This is a genomic window from Nocardia sp. FBN12 (assembly GCF_054031145.1).
Window position 1 is genome coordinate 923,829 of record NZ_CM132926.1, and the last position, 17,103, is coordinate 940,931.

At 67.3% G+C, this 17,103-nt stretch carries 17 protein-coding genes; 14 read left to right on the forward strand and 3 right to left on the reverse strand.

Annotated elements, in window-relative coordinates; all coding sequences use genetic code 11:
- Positions 1-70 precede the first annotated feature (70 nt).
- The 5 genes from ftsW (at position 71) to ftsZ (ending at position 6,235) form a co-directional block, all read left to right on the forward strand.
- Entirely contained in the window at positions 71-1,447 is a 1,377-nt protein-coding gene (gene ftsW, locus ACWZHB_RS04670; RefSeq protein ID WP_427909082.1) for a putative lipid II flippase FtsW, read from the forward strand.
- Between the two features lie 49 nt (positions 1,448-1,496).
- The gene (gene murG / locus ACWZHB_RS04675; protein ID WP_427906691.1) at positions 1,497-2,609 is read left to right on the forward strand and encodes an undecaprenyldiphospho-muramoylpentapeptide beta-N-acetylglucosaminyltransferase; all 1,113 of its coding nucleotides are present in this window, start codon (positions 1,497-1,499) and stop codon (positions 2,607-2,609) included.
- Positions 2,606-4,126, forward strand: a complete 1,521-nt coding sequence (gene murC, locus ACWZHB_RS04680) for a UDP-N-acetylmuramate--L-alanine ligase (RefSeq protein ID WP_427906692.1) — start codon at positions 2,606-2,608, stop codon at positions 4,124-4,126. The genes murG and murC overlap by 4 nt, the downstream gene beginning before the upstream one ends.
- Before the next feature lie 8 nt (positions 4,127-4,134).
- Positions 4,135-4,812, forward strand: coding sequence for a cell division protein FtsQ/DivIB (locus ACWZHB_RS04685; protein WP_427909083.1), 678 nt, complete (start codon positions 4,135-4,137; stop codon positions 4,810-4,812).
- 160 nt (positions 4,813-4,972) lie between these two features.
- On the forward strand, positions 4,973-6,235 hold the full coding sequence (gene ftsZ / locus ACWZHB_RS04690; protein WP_427906693.1) for a cell division protein FtsZ: 1,263 nt from the start codon (positions 4,973-4,975) through the stop codon (positions 6,233-6,235).
- A 63-nt stretch (positions 6,236-6,298) separates the two neighbouring features.
- Here ftsZ and ACWZHB_RS04695 read toward each other — a convergent pair whose 3' ends face one another.
- On the reverse strand, positions 6,299-6,598 hold the full coding sequence (locus ACWZHB_RS04695) for an LppU/SCO3897 family protein (protein WP_427906694.1): 300 nt from the start codon (positions 6,596-6,598) through the stop codon (positions 6,299-6,301).
- A gap of 184 nt (positions 6,599-6,782) precedes the next feature.
- On the opposite strand from ACWZHB_RS04695, the gene pgeF reads away from it, so the two are divergent.
- The 7 genes from pgeF to ileS all read left to right on the forward strand — a co-directional run bounded on the left by pgeF (position 6,783) and on the right by ileS (position 14,204).
- Positions 6,783-7,514, forward strand: coding sequence for a peptidoglycan editing factor PgeF (gene pgeF, locus ACWZHB_RS04700; RefSeq protein ID WP_427906695.1), 732 nt, complete (start codon positions 6,783-6,785; stop codon positions 7,512-7,514).
- 76 nt (positions 7,515-7,590) lie between these two features.
- Positions 7,591-8,328, forward strand: coding sequence for a YggS family pyridoxal phosphate-dependent enzyme (locus ACWZHB_RS04705; protein ID WP_427906696.1), 738 nt, complete (start codon positions 7,591-7,593; stop codon positions 8,326-8,328).
- A gap of 107 nt (positions 8,329-8,435) precedes the next feature.
- Complete coding sequence (locus ACWZHB_RS04710; protein ID WP_266299555.1) at positions 8,436-9,191, forward strand: cell division protein SepF; 756 nt, start codon at positions 8,436-8,438, stop codon at positions 9,189-9,191.
- An 89-nt stretch (positions 9,192-9,280) separates the two neighbouring features.
- A complete protein-coding gene (locus ACWZHB_RS04715; protein ID WP_067459304.1) occupies positions 9,281-9,583 on the forward strand; it encodes a YggT family protein in 303 nt (100 codons plus the stop codon).
- A 60-nt stretch (positions 9,584-9,643) separates the two neighbouring features.
- Positions 9,644-10,501 (forward strand): DivIVA-like cell division protein Wag31, encoded by an 858-nt coding sequence (wag31, locus tag ACWZHB_RS04720; protein ID WP_427906697.1) that lies wholly within the window; start codon positions 9,644-9,646, stop codon positions 10,499-10,501.
- Positions 10,502-10,590: 89 nt separating this feature from the next.
- Positions 10,591-10,791, forward strand: coding sequence for a hypothetical protein (locus ACWZHB_RS04725; RefSeq protein ID WP_427906698.1), 201 nt, complete (start codon positions 10,591-10,593; stop codon positions 10,789-10,791).
- 278 nt (positions 10,792-11,069) lie between these two features.
- The gene (ileS, locus tag ACWZHB_RS04730; RefSeq protein ID WP_427906699.1) at positions 11,070-14,204 is read left to right on the forward strand and encodes an isoleucine--tRNA ligase; all 3,135 of its coding nucleotides are present in this window, start codon (positions 11,070-11,072) and stop codon (positions 14,202-14,204) included.
- 63 nt (positions 14,205-14,267) lie between these two features.
- On the opposite strand, the gene ACWZHB_RS04735 is transcribed toward ileS, so the two are convergent.
- Positions 14,268-14,681: an organic hydroperoxide resistance protein gene (locus tag ACWZHB_RS04735; RefSeq protein ID WP_427906700.1), complete on the reverse strand. Its 414-nt coding sequence runs from the start codon at positions 14,679-14,681 to the stop codon at positions 14,268-14,270.
- Positions 14,682-14,756: 75 nt separating this feature from the next.
- Here ACWZHB_RS04735 and ACWZHB_RS04740 point away from each other — a divergent pair, with 75 nt between their 5' ends.
- Both ACWZHB_RS04740 and ACWZHB_RS04745 read left to right on the forward strand, forming a co-directional pair.
- Positions 14,757-15,290 carry a TetR/AcrR family transcriptional regulator gene (locus tag ACWZHB_RS04740; protein ID WP_427906701.1) on the forward strand — a complete coding sequence of 178 codons (534 nt, stop codon included), beginning with the start codon at positions 14,757-14,759 and terminating at the stop codon, positions 15,288-15,290.
- 262 nt (positions 15,291-15,552) lie between these two features.
- Positions 15,553-16,068: an NlpC/P60 family protein gene (locus ACWZHB_RS04745; protein WP_427906702.1), complete on the forward strand. Its 516-nt coding sequence runs from the start codon at positions 15,553-15,555 to the stop codon at positions 16,066-16,068.
- 120 nt (positions 16,069-16,188) lie between these two features.
- Here the strand turns inward: ACWZHB_RS04745 and ACWZHB_RS04750 are convergent, their stop codons facing one another.
- Complete coding sequence (locus tag ACWZHB_RS04750) at positions 16,189-17,064, reverse strand: UTP--glucose-1-phosphate uridylyltransferase (protein ID WP_427906703.1); 876 nt, start codon at positions 17,062-17,064, stop codon at positions 16,189-16,191.
- Positions 17,065-17,103 lie beyond the last annotated feature (39 nt).

The following is a 17,103-nucleotide window of genomic DNA, read 5'->3' on the forward strand; positions in this document are numbered from 1 at the left end:
GGGCCGCGGCAGTACTCGCCGCAAGAGTTCGGGGCAGCCGAACTGGGCGGGGGAGCGGTTCGGGGCGTGGTTGGCGCGGCCGCTCGCGTCGTTCCACCTGATCGTCACCATCGCGACCCTGCTCACCGTGCTCGGTCTGGTGATGGTGCTGTCGGCGTCGAGCGTCGAGGCCTATGCCGGTGGCGGTTCGGCCTACGCGCTGTTCGTCCAGCAGGCGATGTTCGCCGCGCTCGGCGCTGTCGCGTTCTATGTGGCGCTGCGCCTGCCGCTGCGGTTCCTGCGCCAGTGGTCGTTCCCGATCTTCAGCTTGTCGGTGCTCGCGCTGGTGCTGGTGCTCATTCCCGGCATCGGCTCGATCCACGGCGGCGCGCGGCGCTGGTTCGACATCGGCCCGCTGTCGATCCAGCCCTCCGAAGTCGTCAAGCTGACCCTGATCGTGTGGGGCGCGCACCTGCTCGCCTCGCGCCGGGGCGCCCAGCTCAAGGACATCCTGGTACCGCTGGTGCCCGCCGGTCTGCTGGTGTGTCTGCTGGTGGTGCTCGAGCCGAACCTGTCGACCACGATCGCGCTCGGCATCGTGTTGATGGCGTTGCTGTGGTTCGGCGGGCTGCCGGTGCGGTTGTTCGTCGGGATCATGGTGACCGGCGTGGTCGCCGCGTCCGTGCTGGCGCTGTCGGCCGGTTATCGCTCCGACCGGGTGCGCGCGTTCTTCAATCCCGGTGACGATCCGCAGGGCGTCAACTACCAGGCGCGCCAGGCCAAGTACTCCCTCGCCGACGGCGGTATCTGGGGCCGCGGCCTCGGTCAGAGCCGCGCGAAGTGGAGCTACCTGCCCAACTCGCACAACGACTTCATCTTCGCCATCATCGGCGAGGAACTCGGCTTCCTCGGCTGCATGCTGGTGCTGGCGCTGCTGGCCCTGTTCGTCTACACCGGTATCCGCATCGCGTTGCGCTCGGTCGACCCGTTCCTGCGTCTGCTCACCGCCACCGCGACCACCTGGATCACCGCGCAAGCGCTGATCAATATCGGCTACGTCGTCGGGCTGCTGCCGGTGACCGGTCTGCAGCTGCCGCTGGTCTCGGCCGGTGGTTCGTCGCTGGCGATCACGCTGTTCATGTTCGGCATCATCGCCAGCGCCGCCCGGCACGAACCGGAGGCCGTGTCGGCGTTGCAGGCCGGTCAGGACGGCAGATTCAGCAGGCTGCTCCGGCTGCCGGTGCCCGAGGTGTACACCCCGCCGAGCGCGCCGCGAAAGGCCGCCCCGCGCGCCAGAACCGAACGCCCACGTCAGCCACCCCGCCGCCAGCCGCCCGCCGACCGCAGGCGACGCGCGCCGGAGAGCCGCGGCACGAGTTCGCTACGGTCGACAAGAGCGTGGGAGCCGACCTACCCGATGCCACACCGCCCGGTGAAACGGCGGACCGGCGGAGGTAGCGGAACGTGACCAGTGCTTCGCGAGTTTCGATACGACAGAGAGAACGAGGTAGATCCAGGTGAGTAACCCGCGATCCGGGTTGTCGGTGATCGTCGCAGGCGGGGGAACCGCAGGCCACATCGAACCCGCGTTGGCAGTCGCCGACGCGCTGCGCAGACTCGACGATTCGATCCGGGTGACGGCCTTGGGAACCGAACGTGGACTCGAGACGAAACTGGTGCCCGAACGCGGGTACCCGCTGGAACTCATCCCGCCGGTGCCGTTGCCGCGCAAACCCTCTGCCGACCTGCTGCGGCTGCCCGGCCGGGTGCGCGCCTCGGTCAAGGCCACCAGGGCGGTGATCGACGACGTGCAGGCCGACGTGATCATCGGGTTCGGCGGCTATGTCGCACTGCCCGCGTATCTCGCCGCGCGCGGCGGGCTGTTCGGCCGCAAGCGCAAGGTGCCGGTGATCGTGCACGAGGCCAACGCGAAAGCCGGGATCGCCAACAAGGTCGGCGCTCGTCTTGCCGCGAAAGTGCTCGCCGCCGTCCCCGATTCGGGGCTGGCGGGTGCCGAGGTCGTCGGAATTCCGGTGCGCGCCTCCATCACCGAGCTCGATCGTCCGGCACTGCGGGCGCAGGCTCGCGCGCACTTCGGACTGCCCGCCGAGGGCCCGGTACTGCTGGTGTTCGGCGGTTCGCAGGGCGCGCGCAGCCTCAACGAGGCCGTGTCCGGTGCCGCACCGCAACTCGCGGCCGCCGGTGTCTCGGTGCTGCACGCGCACGGCCCCAAGAACACCTTGGAATTACCCGCGGCGCCAGCCGCCGAATACATTGCGGTGCCCTACCTGTCGCGAATGGACCTGGCCTACGCCGCCGCCGACGCGGTGGTCTGCCGATCCGGCGCGATGACGGTGGCCGAGGTGTCGGCGGTCGGCCTGCCGGCCTTCTATGTGCCGCTGCCACACGGCAACGGCGAACAGGAATTCAACGCCCGACCGGTGGTGGCCCAAGGTGGTGGCACAATAGTGGCCGACGCCGAGCTGACCCCGAAATACGTGATCGATGAGGTGATTCCGCTGCTGCTCGACCCCGCTCGACTCGCGCAGATGAGCCGCGCCGCCGCAGGCGCAGGCCATCGCGACGCTGCCGACACGGTGGCCAGGATCGTCACCGAGGTCGCCCGATGAGCGAGCCCGAAGCCGAGCGCGGTGGTTCGATCGCAGGCGAGGCCGCCCTGCCACCCGAACTCGCGCGCGTGCACATGGTCGGCATCGGTGGTGCAGGCATGTCCGGCATCGCGCGCATCCTGCTCTCGCGTGGTGGCCAGGTCTCCGGCTCCGATGCCCGCGAAAGCCGCGGCGTGCTGTCGCTGCGGGCCCGCGGTGCCGAGGTGCGTATCGGCCACGCCGCCGACGCGCTCGACCTGCTGCCCGGCGGCCCGACGGCCGTCGTCACCACATACGCCGCCATCCCGAAGACCAATCCCGAACTGGTCGAAGCGAATCGGCGCAATATCCCCGTCCTGATGCGTCCCACGGTGCTGGCCTCGTTGATGCGCGGGCACAACACCTTGCTGGTGTCGGGCACCCACGGCAAGACCTCGACCACCTCGATGCTGATCGTCACGCTGCAGCACTGCGGCGCCGATCCGTCGTTCGCGGTCGGCGGCGAGCTCAACGAGGCGGGCACCAACGCCCACCACGGCAGCGGTGACATATTCGTCGCCGAGGCCGACGAGTCCGACGGTTCCCTGCTGCAATACGACCCGGACGTCGCCGTGGTCACCAATATCGAATCCGACCACCTCGACTACTTCGGCACCGATGAGGCCTACATCCAGGTCTTCGACGATTTCGCCGACCGGCTCGCTTCCGGCGGCCTGCTGGTGGTGTGCCTCGACGATCCCGGTTCGCGCGCGTTCGCCCAGCGGGTCGCGCCGCGCATGGCCGAACGCGGGATCACGGTTCTCGGTTACGGATCGGGCGATCTCACCGACGCGCCCGTGACCGTCGGAGCGCGGCTGCTCGACTGGCAACCGCGTGACGTCGGCGGCATCGTCGAATTCCAGCTCGACGGCGAACCCACCCCGCGCGCGCTGCGACTGTCGGTACCCGGCAGGCACATGGCGCTCAACGCGCTGGCCGCGCTGCTGGCCGCCCGCGCCACCGGCGCCGATGTCGACGAGATCGTGCAGGGCCTGGAGGGATTCGGTGGCGTGCATCGCCGGTTCCAGTTCACCGGCCGGGAAAACGGGGTGCGCGTCTTCGACGATTACGCCCACCATCCCACCGAGGTCAGGGCGGTGCTCGAGGCCGCCGCGCAGCTCGTCGCCCAGGAAGCGCGTGACGGTGCGCGCCTGCAGCGGGGTCGGGTGATCGTGGTGTTCCAGCCGCATCTGTACAGCCGCACCGCCACTTTCGCCACGGAGTTCGGCACCGCGTTGAGCCTGGCCGACGAGGTGGTCGTGCTCGACGTCTACGGCGCCCGCGAAGACCCGCTGCCCGGCGTCAACGGCGCGCTGGTCGCCCAGTCGGTGACCAAACCCGTGCACTACCAGCCGGATATGTCCAAGGTCGGCAAGCAGGTCGCCGGCCTCGCGGGCGACGGCGACGTGGTGATCACCATGGGCGCCGGCGATGTCACCATGCTCGGCACCCAGATCCTCGACGGCCTGCGGGCCAGGCCGCAGCAGGGCGGCCGGTGAGATTGCCGATGCCCGCCGCGCGCGGGTGGCACGGCTACCGTCTCTGGACGGTGGTCGGGGTGGTCGTGGTGACCCTGGTGGTGGCACTGGCCTGGTTCACTCCGGCGCTGTCGGTGCGTACTGTGCGCGTCGACGGCCTGTCGGTGGTGCCGGAGGCCGATGTGCGCGGGCGCCTCGAAATTCCGGACGGCCGTTCGATGTTGCGCATCGATACCACCGCGATCGCGCAGCGCGTCGCCGCGATCCCGAAGGTGCGTTCGGTCCGGGTACAACGTAAATTCCCCTCGACAGTGCTGGTGACCGTCGTGGAGCGAACACCGGTGGTGTATTTCGACGCACCGGACGGCGCCCACCTGATCGACGCCGAGAGCGTCGAATTCGCGATCGAACCCGAACCGCCGATCGGGGTACCGAAATTGCTCACCGAGGGCTCGTTCACCGGCCCCGCGGCCGCCCGAGCAGCGGTAGCTGTGCTGGTGACCCTGCCGCCCGCGCTGTCGGTTCAGGTGGGCGAGGTTGTCGCACGGTCTATTTCGGACGTCTCGCTGAGCCTGCGCGACGGTCGAAAGGTAGTGTGGGGCGGTACGGGCGACGGCGAGCGCAAAGCTGCCGTCGTGTTGCCGCTCCTGACCCGTGAGGGGACCGTGTTCGACGTTTCGAGTCCGAATCTGGTCACGGTAAAGTGAGCGACATTCTTTGTGGCACAAGATTCTGGCTCTCGTCTCGGCGCGCCTGCGCCGGGATCGCAGTGGCTGCGAATAGCGTTCCGCAGCAGTCGGATACTTGACATAACGCCAACCCTATGGTTGAGGTTGAGGGTTTAAGATCGAAGGAAGGCGAGAGCCCATGACGCCCCCGCACAACTACCTTGCAGTGATCAAGGTCGTCGGTATCGGCGGCGGCGGCGTGAACGCCGTCAACCGAATGATCGAACAGGGACTCAAGGGAGTCGAGTTCATCGCGGTCAATACCGACGCGCAAGCCCTGCTGATGAGTGATGCCGACGTCAAACTCGATGTCGGTCGCGAACTCACCCGCGGTCTCGGAGCCGGCGCCGATCCGGAAGTCGGCCGTAAGGCCGCCGAGGACCACAAGGACGAGATCGAAGAGGTGCTCAAGGGCGCCGACATGGTCTTCGTCACCGCAGGCGAGGGTGGTGGCACCGGTACCGGTGGCGCCCCCGTCGTCGCCAGCATCGCCCGCAAGTTGGGCGCCCTGACTATAGGGGTCGTCACCCGGCCGTTCTCCTTCGAAGGAAAACGGCGCGGGAACCAGGCCGAAGTAGGGATCAACCTGCTTCGCGAGTCGTGCGACACCCTCATCGTCATTCCGAACGACCGGCTGCTGCAGCTGGGCGACGCGGCCGTGAGTCTGATGGACGCCTTCCGCTCCGCGGATGAGGTGCTGCTCAACGGTGTTCAGGGTATTACCGACCTGATCACCACCCCCGGCCTGATCAACGTCGACTTCGCCGACGTCAAGAGCGTGATGTCGGGTGCCGGATCGGCACTCATGGGCATCGGCTCGGCGCGCGGTGAGGGTCGTTCGGTGAAGGCGGCCGAGACGGCGATCAACTCGCCGCTGCTGGAAGCCTCCATGGACGGCGCGCACGGCGTGCTGCTGTCGATCGCGGGCGGGTCCGATCTCGGCCTGTTCGAGATCAACGAGGCGGCCTCGCTGGTGCAGGAGGCGGCCCACATCGAGGCCAACATCATCTTCGGTACGGTCATCGACGATTCGCTCGGCGACGAGGTGCGTGTCACCGTCATCGCCGCGGGATTCGACGGTGGCGGCCCGTCGCGGCGCAGTCTCGAGAGCACGACGGCCCCGACGAGCCGGACCGGGGCCAACCCGATCGGTTCCGGTCGCGCGGGCGAGATCGGCCAGGGGCGCGCCCCCGAGGCGCCGACACGGCCCACCGAGCCCGCCACGGCCGGGGTGTCCGGTGGTCGGGCCGCTGCGCCGAACTACCGCGATACCGAGCGGTACCGGGAGTCGGAGCGTCAGCGGGTCACCGAGCGGGCGATGAACGAGGTCAACAATTCGGTGCCGCGTGACGACGGCGACGATGACGACGACATCGAAGTCCCCATCTTCATGCGTCGATAAGGCTGTACGTGAAAGCGCCCGAACTCCTGTCGAGTTCGGGCGCTTTCACGTTGGTGCGAGGGATCAGCCCTTGGCGCTGCCGAGGCAGTACGTGATCTTCGGATCATTGACCACGAGCACCTGGTCGGCGTCCTTGCCGCACAGCTGCTCGTCGACCTGGCCGTCGACGCGGCTGACGACCTTGAAGCTGGCATCGGACGCGGTGCACGGCACGAACTTGTACCCGGTCATCATGCCCTCGTTGTAGCAGCTGCCCTCCTTGAAATTGGGGGCGAGACAGAGGAAGGCGACGGTGCCGCCGCTGCCGAACGTCTCCTCGTAGGAGGTGTAGTCCTCGTGGCACTCGACCTCCTTGTCATGCACCTGGACGACCTGGTAACGGCATTCTCGGCCGAGCAGGCGACGGGCTCGGTCTTGGAGTCGACCACCGCCACCCCGTCGTCGAATCAGGTTCGGTGCGGGTCGAACGAACCCCGCTCGGGTCAGCTTGACCGAAGTCACTGTGCGCGGTGACCGTCCCACCCCGTGATCGCACTACCCTCGAACCATGACTTCCGCACCTCCTACCGTGACCGTTCGCCGGGTGACCACCACCCGCGCCGGTGGCTTCTCCGCCGCGCCCTACGACTCGTTCAACCTGGGTGACCACGTCGGTGACGATCCGGAAGCGGTGCGCCGCAACAGAATTCGGCTGGCCGAGGGCATCGGCCTCACCCCTGACCGGCTGGTGTGGATGGAGCAGGTGCACGGGCGCACCGTCGAGATCGTCGACGGGCCGCGCGCCGAACCGGTCCCGGTGACCGACGCGCTGGTCACGAACGTGCCCGGCCTGGCGCTGGTGGTGCTCACCGCCGACTGCGTGCCGATCCTGCTCTCCGACGACGAGGTCGGCGTCATCGCCGCCGTCCACGCGGGCCGCATCGGTGCCAGAATCGGCATCGTCCCCCGGGTTCTCGACGCGATGGTCTCCGCCGGCGCCCGCATCGACCGCATCGGCGCCTTCCTCGGCCCCGCCGCCTCGGGTCGCCAGTACGAAGTCCCCGCCGCCATGCGCGCCGACGTCGAAGCGCACCTGCCGGGCAGTGCCACCACCACCGTCCGCAAGACCCCCGGCCTCGACCTGCGCGCGGGCATCCGCCGACAGCTCACCGAGGCGGGTGTCGCCGGGATCGCCGTCGACCCCCGCTGCACCATCGAGGACAAAACCCTGTTCAGCCACCGCCGCGGTGCCCCGACGGGCCGCATCGCCGGCGTGATCTGGATGGACGCCGCCGCGTGAACATCGCCCGGATGAGCCGGGTCGCCGGCTCGGAAACCACCGCGGGCCGCACCCGCACGACCACCGGAGCACGCGTATGACCTCGGACACCGCAGCGACGACAGCACGCACCGCGGAACTGTCCGCGCGCCTGGACGGTCTGCTCGCCCGCATCGACGCCGCCGTCGAATCCGCGGGTCGTCCGGCGGGTTCGGTCAAGCTGCTCCCGGTGACCAAGTTCTTCCCGGCCGCCGATGTCGCCATCCTGCACGCTCTCGGCCGACGCGAATTCGGTGAGTCCCGTGAGCAGGAAGCCGCCGCGAAGGTCGACGAACTCGCCTACGACGATGTCGAATGGCACATGATCGGCCGTTTACAACGCAACAAGGCTCGCTCGGCCGCCCGCTGGGCGCACACGGTGGCGTCGGTAGACAGCGAACGTCTGGCAAACGCCCTGGACAGAGCCGCGCAGGACGCACTCGCAGCCGGCGAGCGTATCGCGCCGCTGCGGGTGCTGCTGCAGGTGAGCCTCGACGCCGACCCCGGACGCGGGGGTGTCGCACCCGCCGATCTGCTCACCCTGGCCGACCTGGTAGCGAAGGCTCCCGGCCTGCATCTGGCCGGTCTGATGGCGATTCCGCCCCTTGACGCCCCGACTGATGTGTCGTTTGCGAATCTTGCGACATTGCACACTTCGCTGCTCGCGCAACACGCCGAAGCCACCGAACTTTCTGCAGGTATGTCGGGTGATTTGGAGATTGCGGTCGAACACGGTTCGACGTGTGTGCGTGTCGGAACTGCCTTGATGGGCGCCCGACCGATAACCTCGGCGTAGCAAAGAAACCTCATCAGTCACATTCGACACATACGATTGGGCCGAAGAGGCGCTGAGCAAGAACTTCAACACCCGGCCGCCACCGGGGCCGAAGGAAGGTCGACCAGATGAGTACCCTGCATAAGTTCAAGGCGTACTTCGGCATGGTTCCGCTCGATGAGTACGAAGACGACTACGTCGACGATCATGCCCCTCGTGGCGCCGAGGAGCGCGCGGGCCGCGCCCGCCCGCGCAGCTACGACCGCTATGCCGAAGACCGTTACGGCGCCGACCGTTTCGAGGACGAGGCCGACGACTTCCCGCAGCCGGCGTACAAGTCGGCCTACCAGGCGCGTCGCGACGATTACGTCGCCGACACCTACGCCGACGATCGCTACGAGACGCCGCGACGCCCCACCAGGATCGAAACGGCGCCGTCGTCGGGCCGGTCCTTCCGGGCAGGCGGTGTCGCACCCGGTATGCGTGGCTCCACTCGTGGTGCGCTCGCGGTCGATCCCGACGCCGAGGAGCGCAGGCTGGAGGAGCGCATGCGCCCCGAGCCCGCGCCCGCGCGGCGTCCTGGGATCTTCGAGGACGGAGGTCCCTTGTCCAAGATCACCACGCTGCGTCCGCGCGACTACAGCGAGGCCAGGATCATCGGTGAACGGTTCCGCGAAGGGAATCCGGTCATCATGGATCTGGTCGACCTGAGCAATGCCGATGCGAAAAGGCTGGTCGATTTCGCGGCCGGGCTGGCGTTCGCGCTGCGTGGTTCGTTCGACAAGGTGGCGACAAAGGTGTTCCTGCTCTCACCGGCCGATGTCGACGTATCAGCGGAAGAACGCCGCCGGATCGCCGAAAACGGCTTCTACAACCAGAAATAGAGTCCGCACACCCGTTACCGAGATGGCCGCCCGCGCACTGCGCGGCGCGGCCATTTTGCACGCCGCGTTTTTTGCGGCAGAGTGAAGCCGTGGCCCTGTTCGCGGTTCTGTACCTCGTGCTTTTCATCTTCTGGCTGTTGCTCATCAGTCGGGTGATCGTGGAGTTCATTCGCAGTTTCGCGCGCGACTGGCGCCCGACCGGTGTAGTGGTGATCGTCCTCGAGGCGATCTTCACTGTTACCGACCCTCCGGTGAAACTGCTGAGGCGTTTGATACCTCCTGTGAATCTTGGGGGGATTCGTCTCGATCTTTCGATAATGGTCCTGCTCTTCCTCGTCTTCATCCTGATGTCGATCGTGGGTAGGCTCGGGCAGCCCGTGACCTCCGTGTGACACAATGAATCGAGAAGACCGCTTGCTAGTTCTCCAAAAGACGCGTGAAGGGATCCTTCGATGCCGCTGACTCCTGCCGATGTGCACAACGTCGCGTTCAGCAAACCGCCGATCGGTAAGCGCGGCTACAACGAGGACGAGGTCGATGCCTTCCTGGATCTCGTCGAACAGGAGCTTTCGCGCCTGATCGAGGAGAACGCCGACCTGCGTCAGCGGGTCGCCGAACTCGACACCGAGCTGGCCGACGCCAAGAAGAACCGCGGGCCCGCCCCGGTCAACGCCGCGAAAGCCCCCGTACAGCAGGCGCCTCCCCCAGCGCCAGAACCTGTCCCGCAGCCGGTTCCGGTCGCGCCGCCCGCGCCGATGCCCGTCGCGGCGCCGGTGCAGAACAACGGCCCGGACGCGAACATGCAGGCCGCGAAGGTGCTCACCCTGGCGCAGGAGATGGCTGATCGCCTGACCACCGACGCCAAGACCGAGGCCGAGGGACTGCTCTCGAACGCGCGGGCAAACTCCGAGCGACTGGTCGGCGACGCCCGCACCCGTTCGGAAGCGATGATCGCCGACGCGCGGCAGAAGTCCGACGCGATGCTGTCCGACGCGCAGAACCGCTCCGACACCCAGATCCGGCAGGCCAAGGACAAGGCCGAGGCGCTCACCGCCGACGCCGAGCGTCAGCACGCCGAGATCATGGCCACGATCACGCAACAGCGCACGGTGCTGGAAAGCCGCATCGAGCAGCTGAAGACCTTCGAGCGCGAGTACCGCGTGCGCCTGAAGTCCTACCTGGAATCGCAGCTGGAAGAGCTCGAGAACCGTGGGTCGGCCGTGCCGGTCGACGGTGGCGAGTTCGCGGGCGAAACCAACGGTTCGGCCAACAGTCTCGCTCCGGCTTCCTTCGCCAAGGGCGGCAAGTAAACTGGTTCCCGAGTCGCGCGACGCAGCGCGTCGCGTGATTCGGGAACGCCCAGTTACCCTCGGGCTGCTCGGTTTGCTTGGGAGTCAGCATGCTCGTCTTGACGCTTGTTCTTGCTGCGATCGGCTTCGGACTGCTCGTCGCGGCGCTCGCCACCGGCTCGGTGGTATGGGCCTGGGGATGCATTGTGATCTGTGTTGTCGGTGCCGCGAGTTTGCTCGTGAGCGCACTGGCCACCCGGAAACCGGAGAGCGAACCGACCCCGGCCGGGCGGCACTCCCGGCGGAACTGAACCGGCGCGAAATATCGGCTGGACGCGTCCGGTTAGAATCCAAGTACACATGGCACTGATCCGGCTATCACCGGGGAGCCTTCGGAAGAACAGCGTTCGCGCTCAGTAGAACCGAACGGGTGAGCCCGTCACAGCTCACACAACGAGAGGCCTGGCCCGTTCCGTAGGGAGTGGACCAGGCAAACGGGGTGGTACCGCGGTACGGCGCACCGGCGCCGACATCGTCCCCGTGCCCACATCTCGCGCTCACGGCGCGGCGGCACGAGGAGCAATCCGCGATGGCGGACGAGACAACTACCGGTAGCGCATACCCCCGGGTCGACTTCGGCGCGGCTGCGGGCGCGACGTTCCCGGAGCTCGAAACCCAGGTGCTCGACTACTGGGCCCGCGACGACACCTTCCGCGCCAGCATCGACAACCGGGATGAAGAAGGCGAGTTCGTCTTCTACGACGGGCCTCCGTTCGCCAACGGCCTGCCGCACTACGGCCACCTGCTGACCGGCTACGTGAAGGACCTGATCCCGCGCTTCCAGACCATGCGCGGTAAGAAGGTCGACCGCCGCTTCGGCTGGGACACCCACGGCCTGCCCGCCGAGATCGAGGCGGAGAAGCAGCTCGGCATCACCGACAAGGCTCAGATCGACGAAATGGGGCTGGCCGAGTTCAACGCCGCCTGTAAGTCGTCGGTGCTGCGCTACACCGGCGAGTGGCGCGACTACGTCACCCGGCAGGCCCGCTGGGTCGACTTCGACAACGACTACAAGACCCTCGACCTCGACTTCATGGAGTCGGTCATGTGGGCGTTCAAGTCGCTGCACGAGAAGGGTCTGATCTACCAGGGCTTCCGCGTGCTGCCCTACAGCTGGTACGAGCAGACTCCGCTGTCGAACCAGGAGACCCGCCTCGACGACGCGTACAAGATGCGGCAGGACCCCGCGGTCACCGTCGATATGCAGCTGGTCGTCCCGGCCGAGCATCCCTTCGCGGCCCTCGACGGCGCGAATGCGCTGATCTGGACCACCACGCCGTGGACCCTGCCGTCCAACCTCGCGATCGCGGTGCACCCCGACGTGCGCTACGTGCATGTGCGCGGCGCCGATGACAAGCGCTATGTGCTTGCCGCCGAACGGGTCTCGCACTACGCCCGCGAGCTCGGTGACGAGCCGGAGGTGCTCGGCGAGTACGACGGCGCGGCGCTGGCAGGCCTGTCGTACCGGCCGCCGTTCGACTTCTTCCTCGGCCACCCGAACGCGCACCGCGTGCTCGAGGCCGATTACGTCACCACCGATTCCGGTACCGGCGTCGTCCACCTCGCGCCGGCTTTCGGTGAGGAGGACATGGACGTCGCCTCGGCGAACGGGATCGAGATCGTGCAGCCGCTCGACCCGGCGGGCAAGTTCACCTCGATGGTGCCGCCGTACGAGGGCCTGATGGTGTTCGACGCCAACCCGGTGATCATCAAGGACCTCAAGGCCGCCGGAAAGCTGTTGCGGCACGAGACGATCGAACACTCCTACCCGCACAGCTGGCGCTCCGGCCAGCCGCTGATCTACATGGCCGTGCCGTCGTGGTTCGTCGCGGTCACCAAGTTCCGCGACCGGATGGTCGAGCTCAACCAGCAGATCAGCTGGGTGCCCGAGCACATCCGCGACGGCCAGTTCGGCAAGTGGCTCGAAGGCGCGCGCGACTGGAACATCAGCCGAAACCGCTACTGGGGCAGCCCGATCCCGGTGTGGGTCTCCGACGACCCGGCCTACCCGCGCGTGGACGTCTACGGATCGCTGGACCAGCTCGAAGCCGACTTCGGCGTGCGCCCCACCGACCTGCACCGCCCCTACATCGACGACCTCACCCGGCCCAATCCCGACGACCCGACCGGGAACTCGACCATGCGCCGGGTACCCGAGGTGCTCGACTGCTGGTTCGAGTCGGGCTCGATGCCGTATGCCCAGGTGCACTACCCGTTCGAGAACAAGGAATGGTTCGACAGCCACTTCCCCGGCGACTTCATCGTCGAGTACAACGGGCAGACCCGCGGCTGGTTCTACACGCTGCACGTGCTCTCGACCGCGCTGTTCGACTCCCCGTCGTTCAAAACCGTTGCCGCGCACGGCATCGTGCTCGGTGACGACGGCCTGAAGATGTCGAAGTCGAAGGGCAACTACCCCGACGTCAACGAGGTCTTCGACCGCGACGGCTCCGACGCCATGCGCTGGTTCCTGATGAGTTCGCCCATCCTGCGCGGTGGCAATCTCATCGTCACCGAGCGTGGCATCCGCGAGGGCGTGAGCCATGCGATGCGGCCGCTGTGGAACGCGTGGACCTTCCTGCAGCTCTACGCCTCGAAGCCCGGTGTGTGGCGTACGGATTCGCCGAACGTGCTCGATCGCTACATCCTCGCCAAACTCGCGGTCACCCGCGACGTGGTCACCGAGGCGCTCGAGACCTACGACATCGCCGGTGCCGCCGACGAACTGCGTGGGTTCGCCGACGCGCTCACCAATTGGTATGTGCGCCGGTCGCGTTCGCGTTTCTGGTCCGAGGACCGCGACGCGGTCGACACCCTGCACACGGTCCTCGAGGTGGTCACCCGGCTCGCCGCACCGCTGCTGCCGCTGATCACCGAGGTGATCTGGCGTGGGCTCACCGGCGAGCGTTCGGTGCACCTGACCGACTGGCCGACCGAGACCGAGCTGCCGCACGATCCCGAACTCGTCGCCGCCATGGACGAGGTGCGGGTCGTGTGCTCGACAGTGCTGAGCCTGCGCAAGGCGCAGAACCTGCGGGTGCGGCTGCCCTTGGCCGAGGTCACCATCGCGGCGGCGGATGCCGAGCGGCTCGCACCGTTCACCGAGCTGATCGCCGACGAGGTCAACGTCAAGAAGGTCGACCTGACCACCGACGTCTCCGCGCACGGCCGGTTCGAGCTGGTCGTCAACGCGCGCGCCGCCGGTCCGCGCATCGGCAAGCAGGTCCAGACGGTGATCAAGGCCGTCAAGGCAGGGGAGTGGAGCGAATCCGCCGACGGTGTCGTGACCGCTGCCGGAATCACGCTGCTGCCCGAGGAGTACACCCAGCGCCTGGTGGCCGCCGAACCCGAGTCCACCGCCGCCCTGCCCGGTAATGCCGGCCTGGTGGTGCTGAACTCGGTGGTCACCGAGGAATTGGAGGCCGAGGGCTGGGCCCGCGACCTCATCCGCGACCTGCAGGAAACCCGCAAGTCGCAGGGGCTCGACGTGTCCGACCGGATCAGCGTGGTCCTCGACGTTCCCGCCGAGCGGGCGGAGTGGGCCGCGACCCACCGCGACCTGATCGCCGGGGAAATCCTCGCCACCGCACTGACTTTCGGTGATGCCGGTGCCGATGCCGCCGAGATCACGGGCGGCGTGAAGGTCTCGGTCGCCAAGGTCTGAGTTCTGTACAGCTGAGAAAGGTCCGGGCATTCAGCGCCCGGACCTTTCTTGTTCGGTGGACGGTTACTCGACAACCAGTTCCACCGGGATGTTGCCCCGGGTGGCGTTGGAGTACGGGCACACCTGGTGGGTGGTCTCGATCAGTTGTTCGCCCTGCTCGTTGTGCAGGTGCTCCGGCAGCTCCACGCGCAGCACGACCGAGAGGCCGAACCGGCCGCCCTCGAGGGGATTCAAACCGACCTCGGCCGTCACCGACGCGTCGTCGGCGTCGAGCTTCATCCGCTTGGCGACCAGCTGCAGCGCGCTCGCGAAACAGGCCGAATAGCCCGCCGCGAAGAGCTGCTCGGGGTTGGTCCCCGCGCCGTCGCCACCCATCGCCTCGGGACGGGCGAGCTTCAGATCGAGCACGCCGTCATCGGTGTACGAACGGCCGTCGCGGCCGACCGAGGTGGCGATCGCGGTGTAGATGGGAGCCATGATGTGTCCTCCTAGACAGACTTGTCTGTTCACTTGCGACCGAGAGTAGACAGGTCTGTCTGCTATTGTCAAGGGGTGAGCGAAGCCCGTGATCGTCTACTAGAAACTGCTACTCGGCTGTTCTATGCCGAGGGCGTGCACACGGTCGGCATCGACCGGATCATCGCCGAGGCCGGCGTCGCCAAGGCCACCTTCTACCGGCACTTCAAAAGCAAAGATGACCTGGTCGTGGCCTATTTGCAGCGCGAATACGCGCGCCAGCGCGAGGCGCTGGAATCGGTCGAAGGCGAAGGCTTCGCCACCATTACCACCATCTTCGACACCCTCCGCGACATCAGCTGCGGCCCCGGCTTCCGTGGCTGCCCGTTCCTCAACGCCGCCGTCGAGTTTCCCGATCCGGAACATCCGGTCCGCCGCGTCGTCGACGACTACCGTGCTTGGTTTCGCGAACTCATGGCCGAACGCCTCCGTGTGGGTGGCCATTCCGCCCCCGACGACGCGGCCCGCGCCCTACTTCTCACCCGCGATGGCGTCACGATCAGCGGCGGCGTGGGCGACAGCGACACGGTGCGCGCGGGCATCAAGGCGGCGCTGACCCTCATCGCCTGAGCGTGCGAAAAAAGATGCTGGAAAGTTGCTGAATTTTGTGACATCGGCGAATCAGTCGGGCAGAATCGTGATGTTACTGCTGATGCGCATGGAACCGCTGAGGCGACAGTGACTGCTCGTGACGATTGTCCTGTGGAAACGGTGCCGCGTCGACGATGGCAACATCGCGGCGCGACACCGGATCAGCGGGTGGCGCAGGCGATGCCGCCCGATAGCCGACCAGCCGGAGGCTCAGCACCCGGCCGTGAGGAAGGGCGCGCACATGAAGCGAAAACTCGTGAGACGGTTGGCCTTCGGCTTCGTCACCACCATCACCACCACCCTCGTGCTGGCAGGTCCGGCATGGTCGCAGCCCGGCAGCTCGTCGGGCTCGGGCGAATCCGGCTCGTCGTCGGGTAGCTCCAGCGGCTCCGGCATGATTCCGTTTCCCAGCGCGACCGGCGTCGGCGCACTCACCGCCGCCCTGACCCAGATCGGCAAACCCTACGAGTGGGGCGCCGTCGGCCCGCACTCCTGGGACTGCTCGGCGCTGGTCCAGTGGGCATTCCGCCAGGTCGGCGTCACCCTGCCGCGCACCACCTGGGAGCAGGCGAAAGTCGGCCTCCCGGTGACCTTCGGCGGCCTGGCACCCGGCGATGTCGTCATCCTCAACGGCGACGGCTCGCACGTCGGCATCTACGCAGGCGGCGGCCAACTCCTCGACGCCCACGACTGGGGCATCCCGGTCGGACTACACCCGCTGCGCGAGTTCGACATCTTCGCGATCCGAAGGTTCTGAATTGTTGGCGGCTGGCGCCGCGGGTCGCGGCCCTTCGGGCCCCGATTCTTCTCTCCCTCCGGGCACTCCTTCGTCGCACCCTCCACTCAGTCCAGAATCGGGCGGGCCACGACAACGACCTCAGTCCACCAGTTGCCGTAGCAGCGGGCCGTATTCGGGATGGGCAAGGGCCGAGGCGAACTGGGCTACCAGGTAATCGGCCGGGTTGCCGGTGTCGTACCAGCGACCCTGGATGACCTGGCCGTACACCGCGTGCTCGGCGGCGTAGTTGTTGATCGCGTCGGTCAGGTACACCTCGCCGGTCTGGTGGGTGTACCAGTTCTCGGTCTGGATGCGCAGCTCGTCGATGATGCCCGGCGTCACCACGTATCCGCCGATCGCCGCGAAGGCCGACGGTGCGTCTTCGGGCTTTGGCTTCTCCATCAGGCCGGAGATGCGCAGGAGTCCGTCGTCGAGGTCCTCGCGCACCACCGGCACGCCGTAGCGCTGCGATTCGCCCGGCGACATCGGCAGCAGCGCGAGCACCGGGCATCCGGTGGATTCGTAGGCGGTGATCAGCTGCTGGGCGCGTGGTACCTCGGCGACGAACACGTCGTCGGGCCACAGCACCAGCATCGGTTCGTCGCCCAGATGCCGTGCGGCGTTGAGCACCGGCGTGCCGTTGCCGTACGGGCCGTGCTGGTCGAGGTAGGTGATGTGGCCCTCGCGGGAGAGCTCACCGACTTCCTCGACCGCGTCGGCGTAGGCGGACTTGCCGTCGGCGCGTAGTTGCGCGACCAGCGCCGGATTCGGCCGGAAGTGATCCTGGATCAGCGACTTGCCGCTGCTCACGACGATGGTGATGTCGGTGATCCCGGAGGACACCAGCTCACGCACCGTGTGTTCGATGACCGGTTTGTCACCGACCGGCAGCATCTCCTTCGGCGTCGCCTTGGTCAGCGGAAGCAGCCGGGAGCCGATTCCCGCCGCCGGAATGACAGCCTTGCGGATCTTCATCCCTCGATCATCACATATCCGCCTGGGTGATCGGTGTGC